Raw genomic sequence first — 20039 nt, 5'->3', positions numbered from 1 at the left:
AGACGTGAAAAAAGAGTCTGGTAGAGAACCAGACTCTTTTTTCCTACCCTAACCCCGCGGCGGGAAGATGCCTTCCATCGCGATGATGAAGTTGAGGGCGAGGTAGGGTTGCATGTTGTTGTGCGGTTGACTGCCGCCGCTTGCGGAGAGGGCGGCAGGGCTCAGCGTTTGGTCGGGGGTCGGGGCGTAGAGTGGAGTTTGGACCGGGTGACGTCCTTCAAAAGGAGTTTCGGCCCAGTAGTGGTTCGACGGGTCGGTCGCGTTGCCGGCCCCTGCGATCGCTTTGGCTTGGTGGGTGTGTGACGGAATTTCTGTGGTCAGGAGCGTCACATTCTCCGATCCAACGAGTTCACCCATGGAACGCGGAGTCAGGCCGGCGCCCGCTCCTTGGCACATCGGGGCGGTGCCTTGCAGATTCGGCAGTGCGAACGTCACTTTGCCATCGCCGCCGTATTGGGTGCCGAGGATCGAGAACAACGCTGTATTCTGCGAAATCGGAAGCAATTGACCGTTGCAGAACGCCCACCCCTTGGGAGCGAAGTTGCCTGCAAAGACTCGAATTTCTCCAAGAAATTGATCTGACATGTCGTCTGAACCTCCTTGTTAGTTGCGCGATGGGTAAATTCCAACCAGTGCAATGCAAAAGTTCACGGATAAGTACGGTTGCATGTTGTTATGCGGTTGGCTGCCTCCGGTGGCGGCGATGGATTCCGGGTTCATCAGGGCGAGCGAGGACGCGGGACCGTAGAGGTTGCTTTGCGTAGCCCAGACGTTGTTCTGAGGAGAAATGTCGCTTGCCGCTGCAGACGAGCCTTGGGCGAGATGAGTGTGCATGGGGATCTCCGTGGAGATCAAGGTGTGGGCGGCTTCTCCTTGCGAAGCTCCGAGCGGGTGGTTCGAATTGAAATGAATCGGCACGCGACCCCGCAGGTCGGGCAACGCGAAGGTGGTTTGTCCATTTCCACCGTAGGTGGTTCCAAGCAGGGAGAACAACGCGGCATTTTGCTGAATCGAGAGAATTTGACCTTCGCAGAGCGCCCAGCCGCGGGGGGCATAGCCGTTGGCAAACAAGCGAATTTCACCAAGGTACTGTTCCGACATGTTGACTCCTCCTTTTTTAGTTTTGAGACGGGAAGATGCCTTCCAGTGCGATGATGAACGAGAGGGTCAACGTCGGCATCATGTTGGTATGCGGCTGATTGCCGCCCACCGCGGTGATCGCTTGTGGACTCATGTTGACCGGAGTCGACCCGCTGCCGTCCGAGTAGTCGGTGACACCCGTTGCGGCCCAGATCGCATTGCCGGGGGAGTTTTGTGTGCCCTGTGCGGTGGTGGCGAGCGGTGCATGTGAATGGGCGGGCAGTTGATTGGTGATCAGCGTAACCGTTTCGGAACCTGCTTTGGCTCCGAGCGGGTAGGTGGAATTCGACTGAAGCGGGACACGACCTTGCAAGTCCGGCAGGGCGAACGTGGTAACGCCATCACCGCCATACGTGGTTCCAAGCAGGGCAAAAAGCGCGTCGTACTCCGCGATGCTGAGTACTTGTCCTTGGCACAACGCCCAGCCAACCGGAGCAAAATTGCCTGCAAACATCCGAATTTCGCCCATGTAGGGTTCACTCATTTTTTGTCACCTCTTGAAGGTTTTTGGGTCATGCTCGGAGCGGGACACGAGAAATCCTCGTGTAAACGCGGTTTTTTTAGATTTGATTTTCCCGGGATAATCCTACTGTATGATTGCCGATTAACGAACAGTATTAAAAACGAAAAAAATATGGAGTCACTAATTTGAGTATTTTATGGTTGTTCTTGAATAAATGAAGAGGAGGAGGTGGTAGTGGCGACTCAGCTAGTAGATGAAGAGATGTATCGTTCGGTAGTTTACGGGACTCATGTACAGGTGAGGACCCTGTGAGGGGAGGGATGTCATGAGGTTGTATCGCATGATGAAGCGATATCGGAGGTCGTGGTGTTCGTTCTTGGTATTTCTGTTGATGCTGGCAGCCAGTGGAGCGGGGAATTTCGCTCACATGGCGCAGGCGGTCAGCACATGGTCGACCCAGACGTCCAATGTTGCGGCGGATCTCAATGGAGTTTCGTACGGAGGAGGTCGCTGGGTCGCAGTCGGAAACGGCGGCAATGTCGTCACTTCAACAGACGGTGTGAGTTGGAGCTTCCAGACGTTGACGATCTCTCCGATGGCCGTTGCGTACGCAGGAGGCCAGTGGGTCATCGTGGGAATGGCCGGCAAGATCTATACATCGTCGAACGGCACGACGTGGACGTCACGCACGTCTGGCGTGAGCAATGACTTGATCTCGGTCGCGCACGACGGGACTCGGTTTGTCGTGGTGGGAGCCGGAGGGACGATCCTCACTTCGACGAACGGAGTTATTTGGTCGAAAGCGACGGTCGGCGCTGCGAGGTTCAACGGTGTTACGTACGCGGGCGGTCTTTTTGTCGCGGTTGGGGACGGCGGAGTGATTGCCACCTCTCCGGATGGAACCGCGTGGACGCCAAGGACTTCGGGAACGAGTCAGATTTTGTACGCCGTCTCGTATGCGGGAGGGAAGTATGTTTCCGTAGGGGATGTTGGTACGCTGCTCACCTCAGCAGACGGGGTCAGTTGGACTCAGCGAAGTGTGCCGAGTGGAACCATTAGTTTGTACGGCGTGACGTATGGGGGCGGGAAGTTTGTCGCTGTTGGGGACAGTGGCACGATTCTCTCGTCGAGCGACACGATTTCGTGGAGCGCGGAAACGTCGGGCACACCGAAATATTTTAACTTCGTGGCGTATGGTGGAAGTCAACTCATAGCGGTGGGGCAGTCGGGGTTGATTGTCTCGCAGTTTGCACCGTTGAGCACCAACGCGAATTTGTCCGGGTTGACGCTGAGCCAAGGCACGTTGTCGCCGGCGTTTGCTTCAGGAACTACCAGTTACTCGGCAAGTGTGGCGAACGGTGTGTCTAGCGTTGTCGTGACGGCAACGACGGCAGATGCGACGGCTACCATGACGGTAAATGGTACGGCGACGGCAAGCGGCAGCGGGGCAACTGTGCCGTTGAATGTTGGATCGAATTCCATTCTCGTGTTGGTGACGGCGCAGGATGGAACTACGCAGCAACCTTATGTAGTGACGGTGACGAGAGCGGCACCGTTGTCGAGCAATGCGAATTTGAGTACGTTGACGCTGAGTCAAGGGACGATGTCGCCCGCTTTTGCTGCCGGGACGGTCAGTTATACGGCAAGTGTGGCGAATGCGGTGACCAGCGTGAATGTTACGCCAACGGTTGCTGACGGCACGGCCACATTGACTGTAAATGGTACGGCGGCGACGAGCGGGAATGCCGTAACGGTACCGTTGAATGTGGGGGCGAACACGATTTCCGTGTTGGTGACCGCCCAGGACGGAACAACGCAGAAAACGTACACCGTGACTGTGACGCGAGCGGCTGCGTTGTCGAGCAATGCGGATTTGAGTAGTTTGGCACTCAGCCAAGGAACGCTGTCACCTGTATTTGCGTCTGGAACCACGAGCTACACGGCGAATGTCGCGAATGCGGTGACGAGTGTGAATGTTACGCCGACGGTTGCAGATGGTACGGCGACTTTGAAGGTCAATGGGAGTGCTGCAACCAGTGGGAATGCAGTTACGGTGCCACTAGTTGTAGGTGACAACACCATCACCGTCCAAGTAACAGCCCAAGACGGAACGACGCAAAAAAAGTACACCGTCACGGTGACTCGTGCTCCGTCAGGTAACGCTGATCTCAGCAATTTGACACTCAGCCAAGGAGCGTTGGCACCTGTATTTGCATCAGGAACCACGATTTACACGGCGAATGTCGCGAATGCGGTGACGAGTGTGGACGTTACACCGACGATTGCAGACGGAACGGCGACCTTGAAGGTCAATGGGAGTGCTGCAACCAGTGGGAATGCAGTTACATTGCCACTAGTCGTAGGTGACAACACCATTACCATTCAAGTAACCGCCCAAGACGGAACAACGAAAAAAACGTATACCGTCACGGTGACTCGTGCTCCGTCAGGTAACGCTGATCTCATCAATTTGACACTCAGCCAAGGAGCGTTGGCACCTGTATTTGCATCAGGGACCACGACTTACACGGCGAATGTCGCGAATGCGGTGACGAGTGTGGACGTTACACCGACGATTGCAGACGGAACGGCGACCTTGAAGGTCAATGGGAGTGCTGCAACCAGTGGGAATGCAGTTACGGTGCCACTAGTTGTAGGTGACAACACCATTACCGTCCAAGTAACAGCCCAAGACGGAACGACGCAAAAAACGTACACCGTCACGGTGACTCGTGCTCCGTCGAGCAACGCCGATCTCAGCAACCTGACACTCAGCCAAGGAACGTTGGCACCTGTATTTGCGTCTGGTACCACGACCTACACGGCGAATGTCGCGAATGCAGTAACGAGTGTGGATGTCACGCCGACGATTGCAGACGGTACGGCGACTTTGAAGGTCAATGGGAGTGCTGCAACCAGTGGGAATGCAGTTACGGTGCCACTAGTCGTAGGTGACAACACCATTACCGTCCAAGTAACCGCCCAAGACGGGACGACGCAAAAAACGTATACCGTCACGGTGATTCGTGCTCCATCGAGCAACGCTGATCTCAGCAACCTGACACTCAGCCAAGGAACGCTGGCACCTGTATTTGCCTCAGGAACCACGACTTACACGGCGAGTGTAGCAAATGCAGTAACGAGTGTGGACGTCACGCCGACAGTTGCAGACGGAACGGCGACCTTGAAGGTCAATGGGAGCGCTGTAGCCAGTGGGAATGCAGTTACGTTGCCACTCCTCGTAGGTGACAACACCATTACCGTCCAAGTAACCGCCCAAGACGGGACGACGAAAAAAACGTATACCGTCACGGTGACTCGTGCTCCGTCGAGCAACGCCGATCTCAGCAACCTGACACTCAGCCAAGGAACGTTGGCACCTGTTTTTGCATCAGGAACCACGATTTACACGGCGAATGTCGCGAATACAGTAACTAACGTGGATGTCACACCGACGATTGCAGACGGCACGGCGACCTTGAAGGTCAACGGAACTGACGCAATCAGTGGAAACGCAGTTACGTTGCCACTCCTCGTAGGCGACAACACCATCACCGTCCAAGTAACAGCCCAAGACGGAACCACCCAAAAAACGTACATCGTCACGGTGACTCGTGCTCCGTCGAGTAACGCTGATCTCAGCAACCTGACACTCAGCCAAGGAACGCTGGCACCTGTATTTGCATCAGGAACTACGACTTACACGGCGAATGTCGCGAATGCAGTAACGAGTGTGGATGTCACACCGACGATTGCAGACGGCACGGCGACCTTGAAGGTCAACGGAACAGACGCAACCAGTGGAAACGCAGTCACGTTGCCACTGGTCGTAGGCGACAACACCATCACCATCCAAGTAACTGCCCAAGACGGAACGACGCAAAAAACGTACACCGTCACGGTGACTCGTGCTCCGTCGAGCAACGCTGATCTCAGCAACCTGACACTCAGCCAAGGAACGTTGGCACCTTTATTTGCATCAGGAACCACGACCTATACGGCAAGTGTCGCAAATGCAGTAACGAGTGTGGATGTCACACCGACGATTGCAGACGGCACGGCGACCTTGAAGGTCAACGGAACTGACGCAACCAGTGGAAACGCAGTCACGTTGCCACTCCTCGTAGGTGACAACACGATCACCGTCCAAGTAACCGCCCAAGACGGAACGACGCAAAAAACATACACCGTCACGGTGACTCGTGCTCCGTCGAGCAATGCCGATCTCAGCAACCTGACACTCAGCCAAGGAACGTTGGCACCTGTATTTGCATCAGGAACCACGACTTACACGGCGAGTGTCGCAAATGCAGTAACGAGTGTGGATGTCACGCCGACGATTGCAGACGGAACGGCGACCTTGAAGGTCAACGGAACTGACGCAACCAGTGGAAACGCAGTTACGTTGCCACTCCTCGTAGGCGACAACACGATCACCGTTCAAGTAACAGCCCAAGACGGAACAACGCAAAAAACGTACACCGTCACGGTGACTCGTGCTCCGTCGAGCAACGCTGATCTCAGCAACCTGACACTCAGCCAAGGAACGTTGGCACCTGTATTTGCATCAGGGACCACGACTTACACGGCGAGTGTCGCGAATGCAGTAACGAGTGTGGATGTCACGCCGACGATTGCAGACGGCACGGCGACCTTGAAGGTCAACGGAACTGACGCAACCAGTGGAAACGCAGTTACGTTGCCACTGGTCGTAGGTGACAATACGATTACCATCCAAGTAACCGCCCAAGACGGGACGACGCAAAAAACATACACCGTCACGGTGACTCGTGCTCCATCGAGTAACGCTGACCTCAGCAACCTGACACTTAGCCAAGGAACACTGACACCTGTATTTGCATCAGGAACCACGACTTACTCAGCGAGTGTCGGAAATGCAGTAACCAATTTGGATGTCACACCGACGATTGCAGACGGAACGGCGACCTTGAAGGTCAACGGGACTAACGCAACCAGTGGAAACGCAGTCACGTTGCCACTCCTCGTAGGTGACAACACCATCACCATCCAAGTAACCGCCCAAGACGGAACCACCCAAAAAACATACACCGTCACCATAACCCGTGCTCCGTCGAGCAACGCCGATCTCGGGAACCTTACGTTGAACAAAGGAACGATTCTCCCAACCTTCACACCGGGGACAACGACCTACGCAACGAGCGTATCCTATCGAACGATCTCACTCGACCTCACCCCGACCACAGCTGACAACACGGCCACACTCAAACTCAACGGAACCGCCGTAACCAGCGGAACCGCACAAAGAATCTATCTCCAAGAGGGCCTGAACACCTTCACCATCCAAGTCACCGCCCAAGACAACACCACTCAAAAAACGTACACACTCGCCATCACTCGCAACGCACCGCCTACTCCAACCGATAACACCATCGTCGGACCCTACGGAGTCGTGCGCGATGCAATCACTCAACAAACACTCAACAACGTCAAACTCACTCTCTACTGGGCAGACACAGCACTGAACCAACTCTACGGCAGAACGCCGGGAACCCAAGTCGTCTTGAACCAACCCAACACCAACCCGCAATTCACCCAAGACGACGGCACGTACAGCTTCAAAGTCATCTCGCAAGCCGACTACTACTTCATCGCCGAACGTGACGGTTACGAAACCTACGACTCTCGCTCCCAACTCCTTCACATCGACCAAACCGCCGTCGAACGCAACATCCAACTCACCCCCAAATCCACCAACCAAGGAGAACACTCACCCTACATCTACGGCTACCAAGACGGAACCTTCCACCCGGACCAAAGCATCACCCGCGCGGAACTGGCCGCCATCTTGGCACGAATCCTTCACTATGAAGCAACGTCTCCCCAACAAACTCCTTTCCGCGACGTCTCAACTTCTTCTTGGGCCGCAGGTTCCATCGCGGCAGTCAGCCAGCACAAGATCATGATCGGCAGCCCGGACGGCAACTTCTACCCGGATCAAGCTGTCACCCGCGCCGAGATCGCCGTCGTGCTCTCCAAATTGAGATACGCACCGCCGGGCGTCAGAACGATGCTCACCGACATCACCGGCCACTGGGCACGAGACTACATCCTCCAAGCCTATTCCGCCGGTCTCGTCAGCGGGTATCCGGACGGAACCTACCGTCCGGAACAAATGCTCACCCGCGCAGAAACGGTCGTCATCTTCAACAAACTGCTGGATCGCAAACCGTCCTACGTCGCCGAGACTCCGAGATGGAAAGACGTCCCGCCCACATTCTGGGCCTACGCCGACATCATGGAAGCGTCCGTTTTCCACTCGTATCTCATCCTCACAAACGGTCTTGAAGTCTGGAAACCGTAAGTCAAAAAATCCCCCTCCTGTAAAAGGCGGGGGATTTTTTTCAGCTTCCTTTTCCACAATTTTGTGCTATACTTTCCCCTAAAATCCGATGAAAGTACGAAAGGAATTCACGAGATGAGCAATGGTGCATTCGGACAAACCGTGTCCAGTGAAGATGAACTGCAATCTCTGCTGGGCTCCACTCCTTCAAAACTCGCGGCGAACAAAGTGATCACGGAATTGGACGAGCATTGCCGAGACTTTCTGGCAAAGTCCCCGTTTGTCGTGGTGTCCACTTCGGATGCGTCCGGATCTTGTGATGTGTCGCCGCGCGGCGATGCACCGGGGTTTGTACGGGTGCTGGACGAAAATCGTCTGGTCATCCCGGAACGCCCCGGCAACAAACGAGCCGATTCGCTTCGCAATATCTTGAACAATCCGAGGATCGGGCTGATCTTCCTCATCCCCGGTCTGGAAGAGACGCTTCGAATCAACGGGCGTGCCTGCATCGTGCGCGACCCGGACGTGTTGGAACCGATGAGCGCACAAGGCAAGGCACCGACACTCGGCATCGGGGTCGAAGTCGAGGAATGCTTCGTCCACTGCGCCAAAGCTCTCAAACGCTCCAAGCTCTGGCAGCCGGAATCGTGGGCCTCCCGCGACCAACTTCCCAATCCTGCGCAGATGCTGCGCGATCATTGCAAACTCCCCGGCCTCACAACAGAAGACATCGCGCAGTCGTTGCAAGAGAGCTACACGAAACGACTGTATTAAAAAAACGCCCGCTGTGCTCTGCGCACACGGGCGTTTTTTCCTAGACGGGTTTCATTGCTTCAAACGGGTTCTTGCAGGAATCGCAATAGAGAATGCTCCGACAAGCGGCGGGGCCGAAGAGATTGTCGAGGCGGGTATTCGACGAGCCGCAGAACGGGCACGGAACGTCGAAGCTCTCTTCGATTTGCAACAGCTCCGGCGGCGGGGCGATGCCGAACGTTTTGAGCTTCTCACGTCCCACGTCGGAGATGCGATCGGAGGTCCAAGCAGGTTCGAAGACGAACTGCACGCGGACTTCCTGCACACCCTCGGCAACGCCAACGATCTCGGCGATGTTGCGCTTCATGATCTCAAGCGCCGGGCATCCCACGAACGTCGGCAAAACTTCGATCTGGACGATGCCGTCCTGAACTTGAACTTTGTTGACCATGCCCATCTCCACGAGCGAGATCACCGGAATCTCCGGGTCTTTCACTTCTTGGAGGAGCTCCCACACGCGTTCCTCTGTCATTGTCTGGACCCCCTTACCAAGCTGCGGAAGGATCGAGACGGTACACGGAGGACAGCGTGTTCAGAGCGTCGGTCAACGCTTCGGTATGCTCACCTGCACGACCGTCGTGCGACGGGGTCGGGAAGGTGTCGGGGAGCGAGAGGCCGTTTTTGGAGAGGGCTTCGGTCGCTTTTTCCAACCAGAGCTGTTTCAGAGTGGCTTCGTCTGCGATCAGACCGGCGCCGACGATTGCTTCGGCGTTCGGACCGAGCGAGAACAGGCCGTCGATGTCGGCGCACACTTGCACGATCGCCGCTTGCAGGCGGTTGCGTGCGTCTTCGCCGCCGTTTGCCAGATGCTTGGTCCAGGTTTGCCAGTGCATGAGGTGGTAGCGCAATTCGCTCATCATCTTGCGCGAAATTTGCACAAGCGGCTCGAAGGACGAGTTCATCAGCGATTGCAGGCGCACCCATTTGAACAGTTCGTACAGATACGTGCGGGCGACTGCATACGCCCAATCGTAGTTCGGCTGTTCGATGTAGTGGCCGGTGCCGTTGACGCGCTCGACGAGGACCGCGTTGCGGAAGTCCTCCGGTTTGCGGAGTTGTGCGAGGTCGTCAGCCGAGCCGACGCCCAGAGATTCGAGCATTTCATAGAACATCACGGCATGGCCCATCGTGTCTTGGGACATCGAGGAGAACGCGACGTCTTCTTCGATGTGCGGAGCGAGTCCCAGCCATTCGGAACCGCGGTAGGCGAGGATGAAGTCGTCGTCCGCCAGTTGAAAGAGCAGCTCTTGGAGCGCTTTTTGATCGGTGTTCACGGTTCTGCCTCCCTACTGTTTGTTCGATTGTTGTTGTTGTTCGTAGCGATCGCGGTGGGCGCGCCACTTCGCTTGCAGGTCGCCGTAGCCCTTGGTTTCGCGGTATTCCTTGTTGTCGAGACGTTGCAGGAATTCGCGCTCCTCCGGCGGGCAGACGTAGACGTTCTCGCGCTTGACCACCCAGATGTTCACGACCGCATCGCGGCGCAGGAAATTCTCGCGCGCCATCGACATCGCCACTTCGTGGTTCGGAGCCAGCAGAGAGAACTGATGGACGAAACTCGAGTTGTGGGTGCGTTGGGAGAACACCTCGTAGATGTCAAAGCCGTTTTGCTTTGCTTGTTCGCTCATGGTCACAGTCCCTCCTCGACTAGATCGCTTGTTGCGTGTTGTTCAGCAGGGCATCGCGCACCCACTGGGCTTGTTGATAGGAAAGTTTGCGCAGGTCGAGACGCTGTACAGAACGCGGGCCGTGGCCGGAGACGATCTGTTTGAACTCATCCCAGTCCGGTTGTTGGTAAACCCACTGGCCTTGTGCTTCGTCATAGTGGATCGTCGGGTCCGGCAGGGTGAGGCCGAGGTGGAAAATTCTCGAAACGTATTTGTCAAAGAAGATTTGTCTCAGCTCTTCGTTGGTTTGCGAACGGATCTTGTAGCGCATGTTCTGCTGTTGGTTGGAGGTGATCTTGCCACCCTCCGGCGGGCCAAAGAACATCAACAGAGCCGGCCACCAGCGGGTGACGGCGTCTTGCAACATCTGGCGTTGCTCTTCGGTGCCTTCCGCCAGTGCCAAGACGATGCTCTCGCCGTGTTGGGCATGGAATTTCTCCTCGGCGCAGATGCGGTGCAACGCGCGGGAGTACGGCGCGTAGGACGTGTCGAGCGACATCGTTTGGGTGATGATGGCTGCGCCGTCGACCAACCAGCCGATGACGCCTGCGTCTGCCCAAGTCGGTGCTTCCATATGGAAGACGTTGTGGAATTTCAAACGGCCGGTGAACAGGTCGTTCAGCATATCTTCACGGCCCTTTCCAAGCGGAGCCATCAAGTCTTCGGCAACGCGCAACAGGAGTTGGCCGTGGCCCATCTCGTCTTGCACTTTCGCCATAATCGCAAGTTTGCGACGCAGGGTCGGAGCTTTCGGAACCCATTCCTTCTCCGGCAGGGCGCCCATGATCTCCGACATGCCGTGCATGGAAATCAATTTGATCAATTGCAGGCGGTAATCGTCCGGCATCCAGTCGTCCGCTTCGATTTTGCCTCCGTTTTCGATCTTCTCAAGAAACGCGTTGAGCTTTTCCTCGTGCGTTTGTGCGATCATCTCCAAGTCCCCCTTCGAAACGTACTACGGTTTTCTAACGTTATCATAACATTTCGTCATACAGTTCGGCAAGAAAGCGCTTACTGATTTAGGGAGCCGCCTCGTACAGTTCTTCAAAAAAGCGCGTTGCGCCGGGGTGGAGCCATCCATAGAACTCGCTGAACAGTTCGTCCGCTTCTTGGCCCAGCCAGAGGTCGGGTAAAAGTTCCTGCGGCAAGTCCGGGTCGATGAACAGGAATTTGCGGTATTGGTGAACGAGTTGGGTCTTCTCCACAAAGCAGCGGTTGTCCGGCAGATCGCCTTGGGCGCGCAGAGCTTCAAAGTGCGGGCGGTACGTGTCGATAAACGAACGGTAGGAGGCGTTGATGCTTTCCAAGTCCCAGCATTTCTCCACCAACTGCCGAGGTTCACTCCATCCGAAGTGCTCGGCGGTGAAGATCTCGACGTGTCCGGTGATCTCGTACGTTTCGGTGATCTCTCTGACTTTGTCGGTTAAGTCATTGGGAGAGAACCAAGTGGAGTTGGTGAGCAGGCCGAAGCCGAGGTAGGTGAGTTCTTTGCGGAACTGGTCGCGCAGGTGGCGGCGATCTTCGGGAATGTTGTAGGAGATCATGCACCACTTTCCCTGCCAGCCTTTGCCTTCGTGGCGGGGGTAGATGCGCTCGGCGGCTTCGTCGAGGCGTTTTTGCCCACGGGGTGACATTGAATAGAAACTGCGGTTGCCGACTTTGCGGGAGGTCAGCCACCCTTGGCGCTGCATCCGCGAGATGGCGGCGCGCACGGCTTGTTCGGTCATGCCGAATTCGCCGAGCAAGCGGGTCAGGGAGCCGATCCAGATTTCGTTGCTAGTATGTCGAAGGTATTCTCCGTATATCGTGAACAACATAGATTGTGGCTTCATGGTGTACTCTCCGTCGGATATTTCTCACAATCGTACCAAACAGAATGCCATGATTTCAAGTGATAGACTCCATGAGCAAATTAGATTTCCGCAGAGACGGGCCGACGTGTATACTGCAACTAGGAGAACATTTCTAAAATTTGGAGGCTTATGCAGATGCAACCGACAACGAAACGACTGGAAGCGAACGGCATCACCTTGGCTTACAATGTATATGAAAACGCGGGGGCTCCCGTGCTGGTCATGGTTCACGGGCTGACCTCGACGAAAGAGTCGTACAACCTGACGATTCCGTATCTGGAAGAAACCTACCACATCTTGAGCCTCGATTTGCGCGGGCACGGAGAATCGACGCAGCAAGGGCCGTATGTGTTTGACCAGTTAATAGAAGACATTCGTGCGGTGTTCGACCACGAAGGGATTGAAAAAGCCACCCTGGTGGGCGGGTCGTTCTCCAATGCGCCGATTCAGCAGTTTGCGGTGCGCTACCCGGAGCGGGTGGAGAACGTGGTGATGTTGGACGGCGGATTTGCACGCAATGTGGAAATGCCGGGGTATGACATCGAAGCGATCAAGGCGCGTCCCGAGTTCTCGTGGGCATCGAAGGAAGAAGTGATCGAGATGGCGCGTTCCGGGTATGCCGAGCATGTGAATGATTTTGTGGACGAGCAGACGATGCGCGAGTTTGAGCAACGGGCAGACGGGCGTTGGTACTTCCGATTGCCTCGTGAGGCGTTCATGGGGTATGCGCAGGAGTATGCGACGTTCTCGTTGGATGAACTCGCGGAAAAAATGTCGCTCCCGGTGCTGGTGCTAAAAGCGACACGACAACCGGAGTTTTATGAAGAGGCGTTGGGTCGCTACCTTGCGAAATTCCCGACGGCACAGGCGGTGAAGATTCCCGATTCGCCGCATCCGCTGATGGTATCGCATCCGCAGGAAGTCGCGGGATATATCGATCGGTTTGTGCGAGGGGAATCGCTGTAGAGCCGTGACCCAAAAAAAGCCCTGCCTGCCGACGTGCAGGAGGGCTTTTTTTTACTAGGCGCGGTAGTAGCGGTATTCGGTGGCGATGTCGAAGCCGCAGCTTTGGTAGAGGTGCAAGCCGCGTTCGTTTTCGGTGACGACATCGAGTTCGATGTGCGCTCGGTCTTCGCTTCGCAACAGATTCACGATGTCGGTGAGAATCTGACGGCCGTAGCCGTGTCCTTGGAATTCAGGGAGCACCGCAAAGCCGAAGATCGCGGCATGGCCGTCTCGTTCCCGTTGGACTCGAATCATCCCAAATGGTTTGCCTTGGAGCGTTGCGATGTAGGAGGTACGGTCGGGTGTTGAGGTGCGTTGAAGAACGTTGCGTGTGCTCTCTTCCGAATCGCCAAACGATTGCGCGAGGCAGGCGGCGAGGAAGTTGAGGTCTTCGGGAGTCGAAGCAACATGCAGATGCAGGAGGTCGTTGCGGTGGAACGATTGCGGGTCGCGCGTCCATTGCATCCCGTATTCAGCTTCGTGGAAGGTGCTGCCGAGGTGTTGCATCAATTGAAGTCCGGATGGAGAGCGGGCGGGGACGACGAAGAGGATCTCTTGGATTCCTCGTTGCTTCATCTCGTCTTCTGCGCGGGAAAGCAGGGCGCGAAAGATGCCTTGGCGGCGGAAGTCCGGGTGGACCATCGAGATCACTTCGGCGGTGTGGCCGTCGAAGGTGTAAAAGCACAAGTAGCCTACGAGTTGCTCCTCATGGTGGCAGACGAGGTCCCAGATGCCGTCTGTTGGGCGAGAGGCGAGCGAATCGGTGCCGGCTTTGATTTCAATTTGGTCGGCGGTGTTGCAGAGGTGTTCGAGCCGGGCGATCTCGCGAATTTCCGGTTCTTCAAAGGAAGTCTTGAGTGTGAGGGAAACGTTCATCGGTGGGGGTTGACCTCATCTCTTTTTCAAATTGTATTTTTTATTAAGTGTACTGCAAGATCGCGGTGAGGAGTAGGGGAGAAGGATGTAAGCACCGAAAAGAGGGCTTTGATTACAAAGGAAGTCCTCTTTTTTAATAAAAATGAATATAATATCTTCCTATTTTAATATAAATTGTGTATTCTGTATGTAATGAAGTTGGTTGAAAGGCGTGATCGTCCATGTTAAAGACGTTGCGATACAGTTCCATCGCATACGGAGCCGTGGTGCTGCTGCTCTGTGTGCTGGTTCCGCAACTTCTGGTCGAGTCTCCAATTCGTCGAATCCTGTTTGGCATCGGAGTTTTGGGGATCTGCGTCTTGGGCATTCGTGTGACGAGGGTCTCTACCTTCTCCCTGCCCAGACTCTTGCTCTACACCATGGCCAACATTTGCATGACCGGCTTGGTTTACCAAGCCACGCTCGTCCACCTCGGCATCGTGTTTCTTCATATCTCCATCATCACGTACAGCTATGTGGCCAGCATTTGGCGGCGCGAATTCTACGGAGCCACGATGGTGGTGCTGGCTTACTTGTATCTGAAGATCATCGTGGCTCCCCACGAGGCCGGATACATCTGGTATTGGCTGTTTTTCGACTCGCTCGCCCTGCTCATCAACTGCGGCATCGGTTCCTATCTGGGGAAAAAAGACCGCGAGATGGCCAACCTCGTCCGTCAGCTGCAATCAGCAAACGAATTGCTCCGCAAACGCTCGCTGATCGACTCCCTGACCGGACTTTTGCAAAAAGACATCTTCCGCCAAGAAGTGGAAGACCGCATCCAAGGTTTGTCGGGAGCGGATAGTGGGTATCTGTTCTTTTTTGACGTGGACGATTTTAAGCGCGTCAACGACACATACGGTCATCCGTTTGGCGACCTCGTGTTGCAGGGCGTGGCTTCCGTTCTCTTGGAGGAAGCGGCCGACAGCAATTCTCAGACCCAAGGACATGCCCACGGCGTCGCCGGACGTTTCGGGGGCGAAGAGATGGTGCTGTTTCGCTGTCATCTCGACGAAACGGGCGCCCGTCAACTGGCGGAGAGATTGCGCGCCCGCATCGCCTCGCTGCGCTTTGCCACGGTCGAAGGCAAGATCGTCTCGATCACAGCGTCGATTGGCGCCGCGTGTGCGCGCTTGGACAGCGACTATGAATTCCTCATGGAAACCGCTGACCACGCCATGTACGCCGTGAAGAAAAACGGCAAGAACGGGCACCGCTTCGACTCCGATCTTACGTCTCATCCACATCCCCCTCTGCATACAATAATTCAATCGTAACCGACTAAGCAGATCGGAGTACACTACGTGAGGAGTGCAAGTATGAGCGAATCAAACAACCTGGAATTGAAACATGTCGTCTTTGTCGGCCGCACCTGGGAGGACTACGTCCAGATGTTCAGCCTGCAAGAAGCGGACTTGCCGGGGCGCAAGATTCTCGACTGCCCGGGCGGGGCCGCCTCGTTTGCCCGCACGGCAGGAGAGCGGGGAGTGGATGTGACGGCGACAGACATCGCCTACCATTTCACGCCGGACGAACTGCTCGGCAAGGGCTTATCCGATCTGGAAACGCTGCAACAGCTCATGCAAAAAAATCCCGAAGTCCTCAAGCACGCGGAGCAGAACAAACGTTTTGCCAGCCTCCTGTCCGATATGACGCAAACTCTCCACGAGACGATCGCCGACATCCGCCAGCAAGGTTACGGGACTCGCTATGTGCCGGGCCGGTTGCCCGAGCTCCCGTTTGCCGACCGTGAGTTTGACCTCACGCTGTCCGGCAACTTGCTGTTCATCTATTCGCAACAGTTGGGCCTCGACTTCCACCTGAACGCCGTGCGCGAATTGATGCGCGTCACACGCCACGAGATTCGCCTGTACCCGTTGGTCACGCCGGAAGAACAGGAATCGCCGTTCTTGGCGGATGTGTTGCGGTTGGCGGAAGCGGAAGGCTGGAGTCATGAACAACTTCCCTCCACCTACGAACTCATGCCGGGTCACAACTTGTTGCGGCTGTATCGTTCCTGAAAAAGAAAACCTCCCCGCCCTGTGCGGAGAGGTTTTTTTGCATGATACGGGCGGGTGTCCCAATCGCAATAGGCAGACTTCACATAACTTGAAAGGAGAACTGTGCATCCAAGGAGGAATCGACCATGAACGAAAAGGAAAAAAACGTCGCCAAGGGCCTCAGCGACCTGTTGATTACCGATGTGTTCATCAAACACGGAGTCGAGCAGAAGAAACGCAACCTCACCCCGGATCAAAAAGCGCAGATCAAGTCACTCGTGCAAGACCTCCAGAACCAAGTCGAACAATACTTGCAAAAAACCGCCCAAACGCCGCCGGTCGTCACCCCCGGCCCGAACGCCTCCGCCACCCCGACCCCGGAGAAAAAGTCCGAATCCTCCCGTCCGCGCCGTCGTCTCACATTGAAACGCAACACCGAATCACAGGGCGACGAGAGCGACAGCAACTAAATCGACACTCAAAAAAATCGTGAGAGGCCGAGGCCTTTCACGATTTTTTTTCCCCTTTGAAAATGTGCGAATCTCCTCAGTCATCTGTCCCTGACATGTCCGCCTCGTCCCTAATACCATATAGCAAACACCAAGGAGGGATTCCCACATGAGCAAATGGTCTGCCCTGTCAGGCTCGCATCATCCGAGCAAGTGTCATCACGAAGAAGCAACGGTTGAGCAGGAAGCTGCGCAAGTATCGAAAACTTTGCAATCTTCCGAAGAACACATCATCATCCGCGATTCCTGCGAAGTTCACGTTCATACCACCGACACCAAAGCGGCGGTCAACCTACAAGTCGCGTTGCAACTCGCAGTCGCGCTCGTTCTGTCCATCACCATCGCAGACAGCGACGATGCGGATCACGTCGCACAAGAACTGCTGCAAAAAGTCTCGGTCAAGCAGGTAAGCAACCAACGCACCTTGATCGAAAACTCCCGCAACGTCCGCGTCACCACCACCGACACCGACGTCGCCGTCAACATCCAAGTTCTGCTCCAACTTCTGGTTGCACTCGTCGCCAAGCTGGATATTCTCTAAGCCCGACGAGCTTGCCGAAGAACCGGTCGGAAAGGAGAGGACGAGATGGACGATCAATTTCTTGACTTGCTTGCCAAGTCGATTTTCAAAAACGTCAAGCGCCGCCGCCTGACCGAGGACGAAAAACAACGACTTCGCACGGTGGCGGATGAGATTCAAGCGCATCTGAACGCCATGAACCAAGGCACATCCGACGGTGCCAAAGAGCAGAGCGGGAAGAAGCAAGACGGCACCAAGCGACGCCCCCGTCTAACCTGGCGCCGCGACAACTAAACCCAGGAGGGAACTAAACCATGAAAAAACCTGCCAAAAAACGCTCTGGGTCCAAAATGGTCCGCCCGAGCTACAGCCGCCCGGTCAAATCGCATCGCGCGCCGGTTCAAGAAGAGTCCCGCGTACAAAAAATGATCGATGCGGTCGAAGCGGAAGCTGTGTTTGACGACACCGCCGTTGAGCAAGAGGCGCGTCAAGTGGAAGAAACGTTCCAAGACTCCCACGAGTGCATCATCATCCGCGACTCCGAAGACGTCTTCGTTCACACCACGAACACGCATGCGGCGGTCAACCTGCAAGCAGCTCTGCAACTGGCGATTGCGGTCGTGCTCTCGATCACCATCGGTGATTCCCCGACCAGCGACTCCATTCTCCAAGAGCTCACCCAACGCACCGAAACCACGCAGCTCACGCGTCAGAAACTGCTGATTGAAAACTCCTCCGACGTTCACGTCACCACGACCGACACCGACGCAGCGGTTAACATCCAACTGCTTCTCCAAGTGCTGCTCGCGCTCGTCGTGAAACTCGACGTTCTGTAATGTCCTGAGGAACCACGAGAAACCCCTCCGCGGTTTGCGGAGGGGATTTCCTGTGTTGTCGTATCGAAACTACAAATTTAATTTACGGGCGGTCGGGGACATCTCGACCGTTTTTTCATCTTGGAAGGTGCCGAGGAGATAGTCCATCAGCGGGTTGGAGACGCCGTACCAGAAATGCTCGCTTTTGTAATGGTGCCAGAGATGGACTTTTTTCATCCAACGGCCCCACGGGGTGCGCGGTTTGATCGGGCGATGCGCCACATAGTGAACCCACTCGTAGTAAAACATCCCCAGTACCCCGCCGAGCACGACGGCCCATGTGAGGACAGCGCTTCCCGTAATCAGGTAGGACAGCAACCACAGCACCGAAAAATTCGGGATGCTGTACCAGAGCGGCAACAGCAACAGGTGCAATTCGTTGGGAACTTCGTGGTGGTCGTAGTGCAACCGATACAAGAGCTTGCGAAGCGTCGCGTTTTGAGGCGGCTTCATATGGAACAGATAGCGGTGGGTGGTGTACTCGGTGGAGAAAAACACCAAAGCCCCGACCAACACGCTCAACCATGTCTGCCACGTGGCCCAATGGGAGCCAAGCAATGCGGCGGTGACCAAAATAAACAGCACGATTGCCACGATACTCCAATGGCTGAAAAACTCGCGTACGTATCTTTTCATAGAAGATTCCGACCTTTCGGGAAGTTTCACCAACAGCATAGCACAGACAGGACTCCTCGGCTACTTCGTGGAAGTAGAGAGTCGAGGTGACGTATGTTAACCATTTTACGCGACCGACGGATGCTCTATCTCATCTTGGCGAACATTCTTTCTTCCATCGGCTCGGGCATTACGATGCTCGGCGTGCCGTGGTTGTTGGTGAATCGAGCGGGTGGAGATGAGATCTTCGGGTACATGACGCTGTTCACGACGCTGATTCTCTTCGTCGTCTCGCCGTACATCGGCGTGCTGATCGACCGTTTTTCCCGCAAAAAAATCTTGCTGACGTCCGAAGTCATCGGGGGCAGCATCGTGCTGGCGATGGCGCTCTGGGGGCTGTGGACGGGAGAGTTTGCCACTTGGCAGTTGATCACGACCTACTTCGGCGGCTCGCTCTACTATTCGCTGCATTTCACCACCCAGTTTGCGTTCACGCAGGAGATCTTCTCTCGTGAGCAGTACCAGATGCTCAACGGCGTCATGGAAGTGCAGAACCAGACCGCTTCGATGATCGCGGGGGCGCTGTCTTCGGTGTTGCTCGACCGAATCGACCTCTCGACGATCTTGCTGTTCGATGCTTCGACGTATGCCATCGGGTTTCTGCTGTTCTTGGGCATCCCGTATGTACCGGCGGTGCGTGCCGGAATCGCGAGGGTGTCCGTTTGGCGCAACATCGCCGAAGGGTTCCAGTATCTCCGGGAGAAGCCGGTGCTCACCGTGTTTCTGATCTGTTCGCTGATGACGTTCCTCGTGCTGATGGCAGGCAATTATCTATTTCCGATCTATGTCACGCAGGAGTTGCATGCGGGCGCGGATGTGCTCGGGCTGGCCGATATGTGTTACGCGATCGGCGCGATCCTCGCCGGGATCTCGATTCCGGTCCTCGTGGGTCGTCTGGGACCGTTTCGTTCGATTGTGTTGACGTTCACTTCGTATACGGTTGCGATTCTGCTGATTGGTTTTTATCCGCTGACTTGGCTGTACATGGCGTTGAAACTCGTGCTCGGCTGGGGCAATGCCGGAACGCGGGTGGCGCGCAATACGGTCATGATGGAGTTGGTGCCCAATCCGTTGATGGGGCGGGTCAATTCGTTTTTCAATGCGTTTGGCATGGGGACGCGGGTTTTGTTGCTCGCGATCTTCACCCGCACGATCGCCTACACGGGGTCGGCGATGTCGTTTGTGATCTGCGGCGTCCTGCTTTTGCTGTGCTTCGTCGGTGTGCTCGCCGGACGCAAGTTGTTTGTCGTCAAAAAAGACCTCTCCCGCCACTTGAGCGGGTGAG

The 20039-nt window shown here is 55.6% G+C and carries 20 protein-coding genes; 10 read left to right on the top strand and 10 right to left on the bottom strand.

Translation table 11 applies throughout. The features are described from left to right. Positions 1 to 48: 48 nt before the first annotated feature. From JJB07_RS07775 to JJB07_RS07765, 3 genes are read right to left on the bottom strand one after another with little or no spacing between them, the layout of a single operon-like run. Positions 49 to 585 (bottom strand): phage tail protein, encoded by a 537-nt coding sequence (locus tag JJB07_RS07775; protein ID WP_201633235.1) that lies wholly within the window; start codon positions 583 to 585, stop codon positions 49 to 51. A gap of 18 nt (positions 586 to 603) precedes the next feature. Beyond that, entirely contained in the window at positions 604 to 1101 is a 498-nt protein-coding gene (locus tag JJB07_RS07770) for a phage tail protein (RefSeq protein ID WP_201633232.1), read from the bottom strand. A gap of 16 nt (positions 1102 to 1117) precedes the next feature. Further along, complete coding sequence (locus JJB07_RS07765) at positions 1118 to 1624, bottom strand: phage tail protein (protein ID WP_201633229.1); 507 nt, start codon at positions 1622 to 1624, stop codon at positions 1118 to 1120. Positions 1625 to 1928: 304 nt separating this feature from the next. Between JJB07_RS07765 and JJB07_RS07760 the strand changes: the two genes are divergently transcribed. After that, positions 1929 to 7946, top strand: a complete 6018-nt coding sequence (locus JJB07_RS07760) for a cadherin-like beta sandwich domain-containing protein (RefSeq protein ID WP_201633226.1) — start codon at positions 1929 to 1931, stop codon at positions 7944 to 7946. 114 nt (positions 7947 to 8060) lie between these two features. Continuing rightward, on the top strand, positions 8061 to 8699 hold the full coding sequence (locus JJB07_RS07755) for a pyridoxamine 5'-phosphate oxidase family protein (protein WP_201633223.1): 639 nt from the start codon (positions 8061 to 8063) through the stop codon (positions 8697 to 8699). 40 nt (positions 8700 to 8739) lie between these two features. On the opposite strand, the gene paaD is transcribed toward JJB07_RS07755, so the two are convergent. From paaD to paaX, 5 genes are all read right to left on the bottom strand, one after another. Continuing rightward, the gene (gene paaD / locus JJB07_RS07750; RefSeq protein ID WP_201633221.1) at positions 8740 to 9210 is read right to left on the bottom strand and encodes a 1,2-phenylacetyl-CoA epoxidase subunit PaaD; all 471 of its coding nucleotides are present in this window, start codon (positions 9208 to 9210) and stop codon (positions 8740 to 8742) included. Between the two features lie 13 nt (positions 9211 to 9223). After that, positions 9224 to 10012: a 1,2-phenylacetyl-CoA epoxidase subunit PaaC gene (gene paaC, locus JJB07_RS07745; RefSeq protein WP_201633218.1), complete on the bottom strand. Its 789-nt coding sequence runs from the start codon at positions 10010 to 10012 to the stop codon at positions 9224 to 9226. Positions 10013 to 10024: 12 nt separating this feature from the next. Further along, a complete protein-coding gene (gene paaB, locus JJB07_RS07740) occupies positions 10025 to 10363 on the bottom strand; it encodes a 1,2-phenylacetyl-CoA epoxidase subunit PaaB (protein ID WP_201633216.1) in 339 nt (112 codons plus the stop codon). A gap of 19 nt (positions 10364 to 10382) precedes the next feature. After that, positions 10383 to 11333 (bottom strand): 1,2-phenylacetyl-CoA epoxidase subunit PaaA, encoded by a 951-nt coding sequence (gene paaA, locus JJB07_RS07735; RefSeq protein WP_201633214.1) that lies wholly within the window; start codon positions 11331 to 11333, stop codon positions 10383 to 10385. Positions 11334 to 11421: 88 nt separating this feature from the next. Next, entirely contained in the window at positions 11422 to 12234 is an 813-nt protein-coding gene (gene paaX / locus JJB07_RS07730) for a phenylacetic acid degradation operon negative regulatory protein PaaX (RefSeq protein WP_201633211.1), read from the bottom strand. A 156-nt stretch (positions 12235 to 12390) separates the two neighbouring features. On the opposite strand from paaX, the gene JJB07_RS07725 reads away from it, so the two are divergent. Then, on the top strand, positions 12391 to 13221 hold the full coding sequence (locus tag JJB07_RS07725) for an alpha/beta fold hydrolase (RefSeq protein ID WP_201633208.1): 831 nt from the start codon (positions 12391 to 12393) through the stop codon (positions 13219 to 13221). 54 nt (positions 13222 to 13275) lie between these two features. Here the strand turns inward: JJB07_RS07725 and JJB07_RS07720 are convergent, their stop codons facing one another. Continuing rightward, positions 13276 to 14136 carry a GNAT family N-acetyltransferase gene (locus JJB07_RS07720; protein ID WP_201633205.1) on the bottom strand — a complete coding sequence of 287 codons (861 nt, stop codon included), beginning with the start codon at positions 14134 to 14136 and terminating at the stop codon, positions 13276 to 13278. Positions 14137 to 14357: 221 nt separating this feature from the next. Here JJB07_RS07720 and JJB07_RS07715 point away from each other — a divergent pair, with 221 nt between their 5' ends. The 6 genes from JJB07_RS07715 to JJB07_RS07690 all read left to right on the top strand — a co-directional run bounded on the left by JJB07_RS07715 (position 14358) and on the right by JJB07_RS07690 (position 18040). Further along, positions 14358 to 15452 (top strand): GGDEF domain-containing protein, encoded by a 1095-nt coding sequence (locus JJB07_RS07715; protein ID WP_201633203.1) that lies wholly within the window; start codon positions 14358 to 14360, stop codon positions 15450 to 15452. A 42-nt stretch (positions 15453 to 15494) separates the two neighbouring features. Next, entirely contained in the window at positions 15495 to 16196 is a 702-nt protein-coding gene (locus JJB07_RS07710) for a class I SAM-dependent methyltransferase (protein ID WP_201633200.1), read from the top strand. A 125-nt stretch (positions 16197 to 16321) separates the two neighbouring features. Next, the gene (locus JJB07_RS07705) at positions 16322 to 16645 is read left to right on the top strand and encodes a hypothetical protein (protein WP_201633197.1); all 324 of its coding nucleotides are present in this window, start codon (positions 16322 to 16324) and stop codon (positions 16643 to 16645) included. Between the two features lie 148 nt (positions 16646 to 16793). After that, positions 16794 to 17225 (top strand): spore coat protein, encoded by a 432-nt coding sequence (locus tag JJB07_RS07700; protein WP_201633194.1) that lies wholly within the window; start codon positions 16794 to 16796, stop codon positions 17223 to 17225. Between the two features lie 45 nt (positions 17226 to 17270). After that, positions 17271 to 17498: a hypothetical protein gene (locus tag JJB07_RS07695; RefSeq protein ID WP_201633191.1), complete on the top strand. Its 228-nt coding sequence runs from the start codon at positions 17271 to 17273 to the stop codon at positions 17496 to 17498. 20 nt (positions 17499 to 17518) lie between these two features. Then, positions 17519 to 18040, top strand: a complete 522-nt coding sequence (locus JJB07_RS07690) for a spore coat protein (RefSeq protein WP_236587888.1) — start codon at positions 17519 to 17521, stop codon at positions 18038 to 18040. 69 nt (positions 18041 to 18109) lie between these two features. Here JJB07_RS07690 and JJB07_RS07685 read toward each other — a convergent pair whose 3' ends face one another. After that, positions 18110 to 18715: a sterol desaturase family protein gene (locus tag JJB07_RS07685; protein WP_201633188.1), complete on the bottom strand. Its 606-nt coding sequence runs from the start codon at positions 18713 to 18715 to the stop codon at positions 18110 to 18112. Between the two features lie 93 nt (positions 18716 to 18808). On the opposite strand from JJB07_RS07685, the gene JJB07_RS07680 reads away from it, so the two are divergent. After that, on the top strand, positions 18809 to 20038 hold the full coding sequence (locus tag JJB07_RS07680; RefSeq protein WP_201633185.1) for an MFS transporter: 1230 nt from the start codon (positions 18809 to 18811) through the stop codon (positions 20036 to 20038). The last annotated feature ends 1 nt before the right edge of the window (position 20039 follow it).

Origin of the sequence: Tumebacillus amylolyticus (genome assembly GCF_016722965.1) — a bacterium.
GTDB classification, from domain to species: domain Bacteria; phylum Bacillota; class Bacilli; order Tumebacillales; family Tumebacillaceae; genus Tumebacillus; species Tumebacillus amylolyticus.
This window is presented reverse-complemented; position numbering and strand designations above follow the sequence as displayed.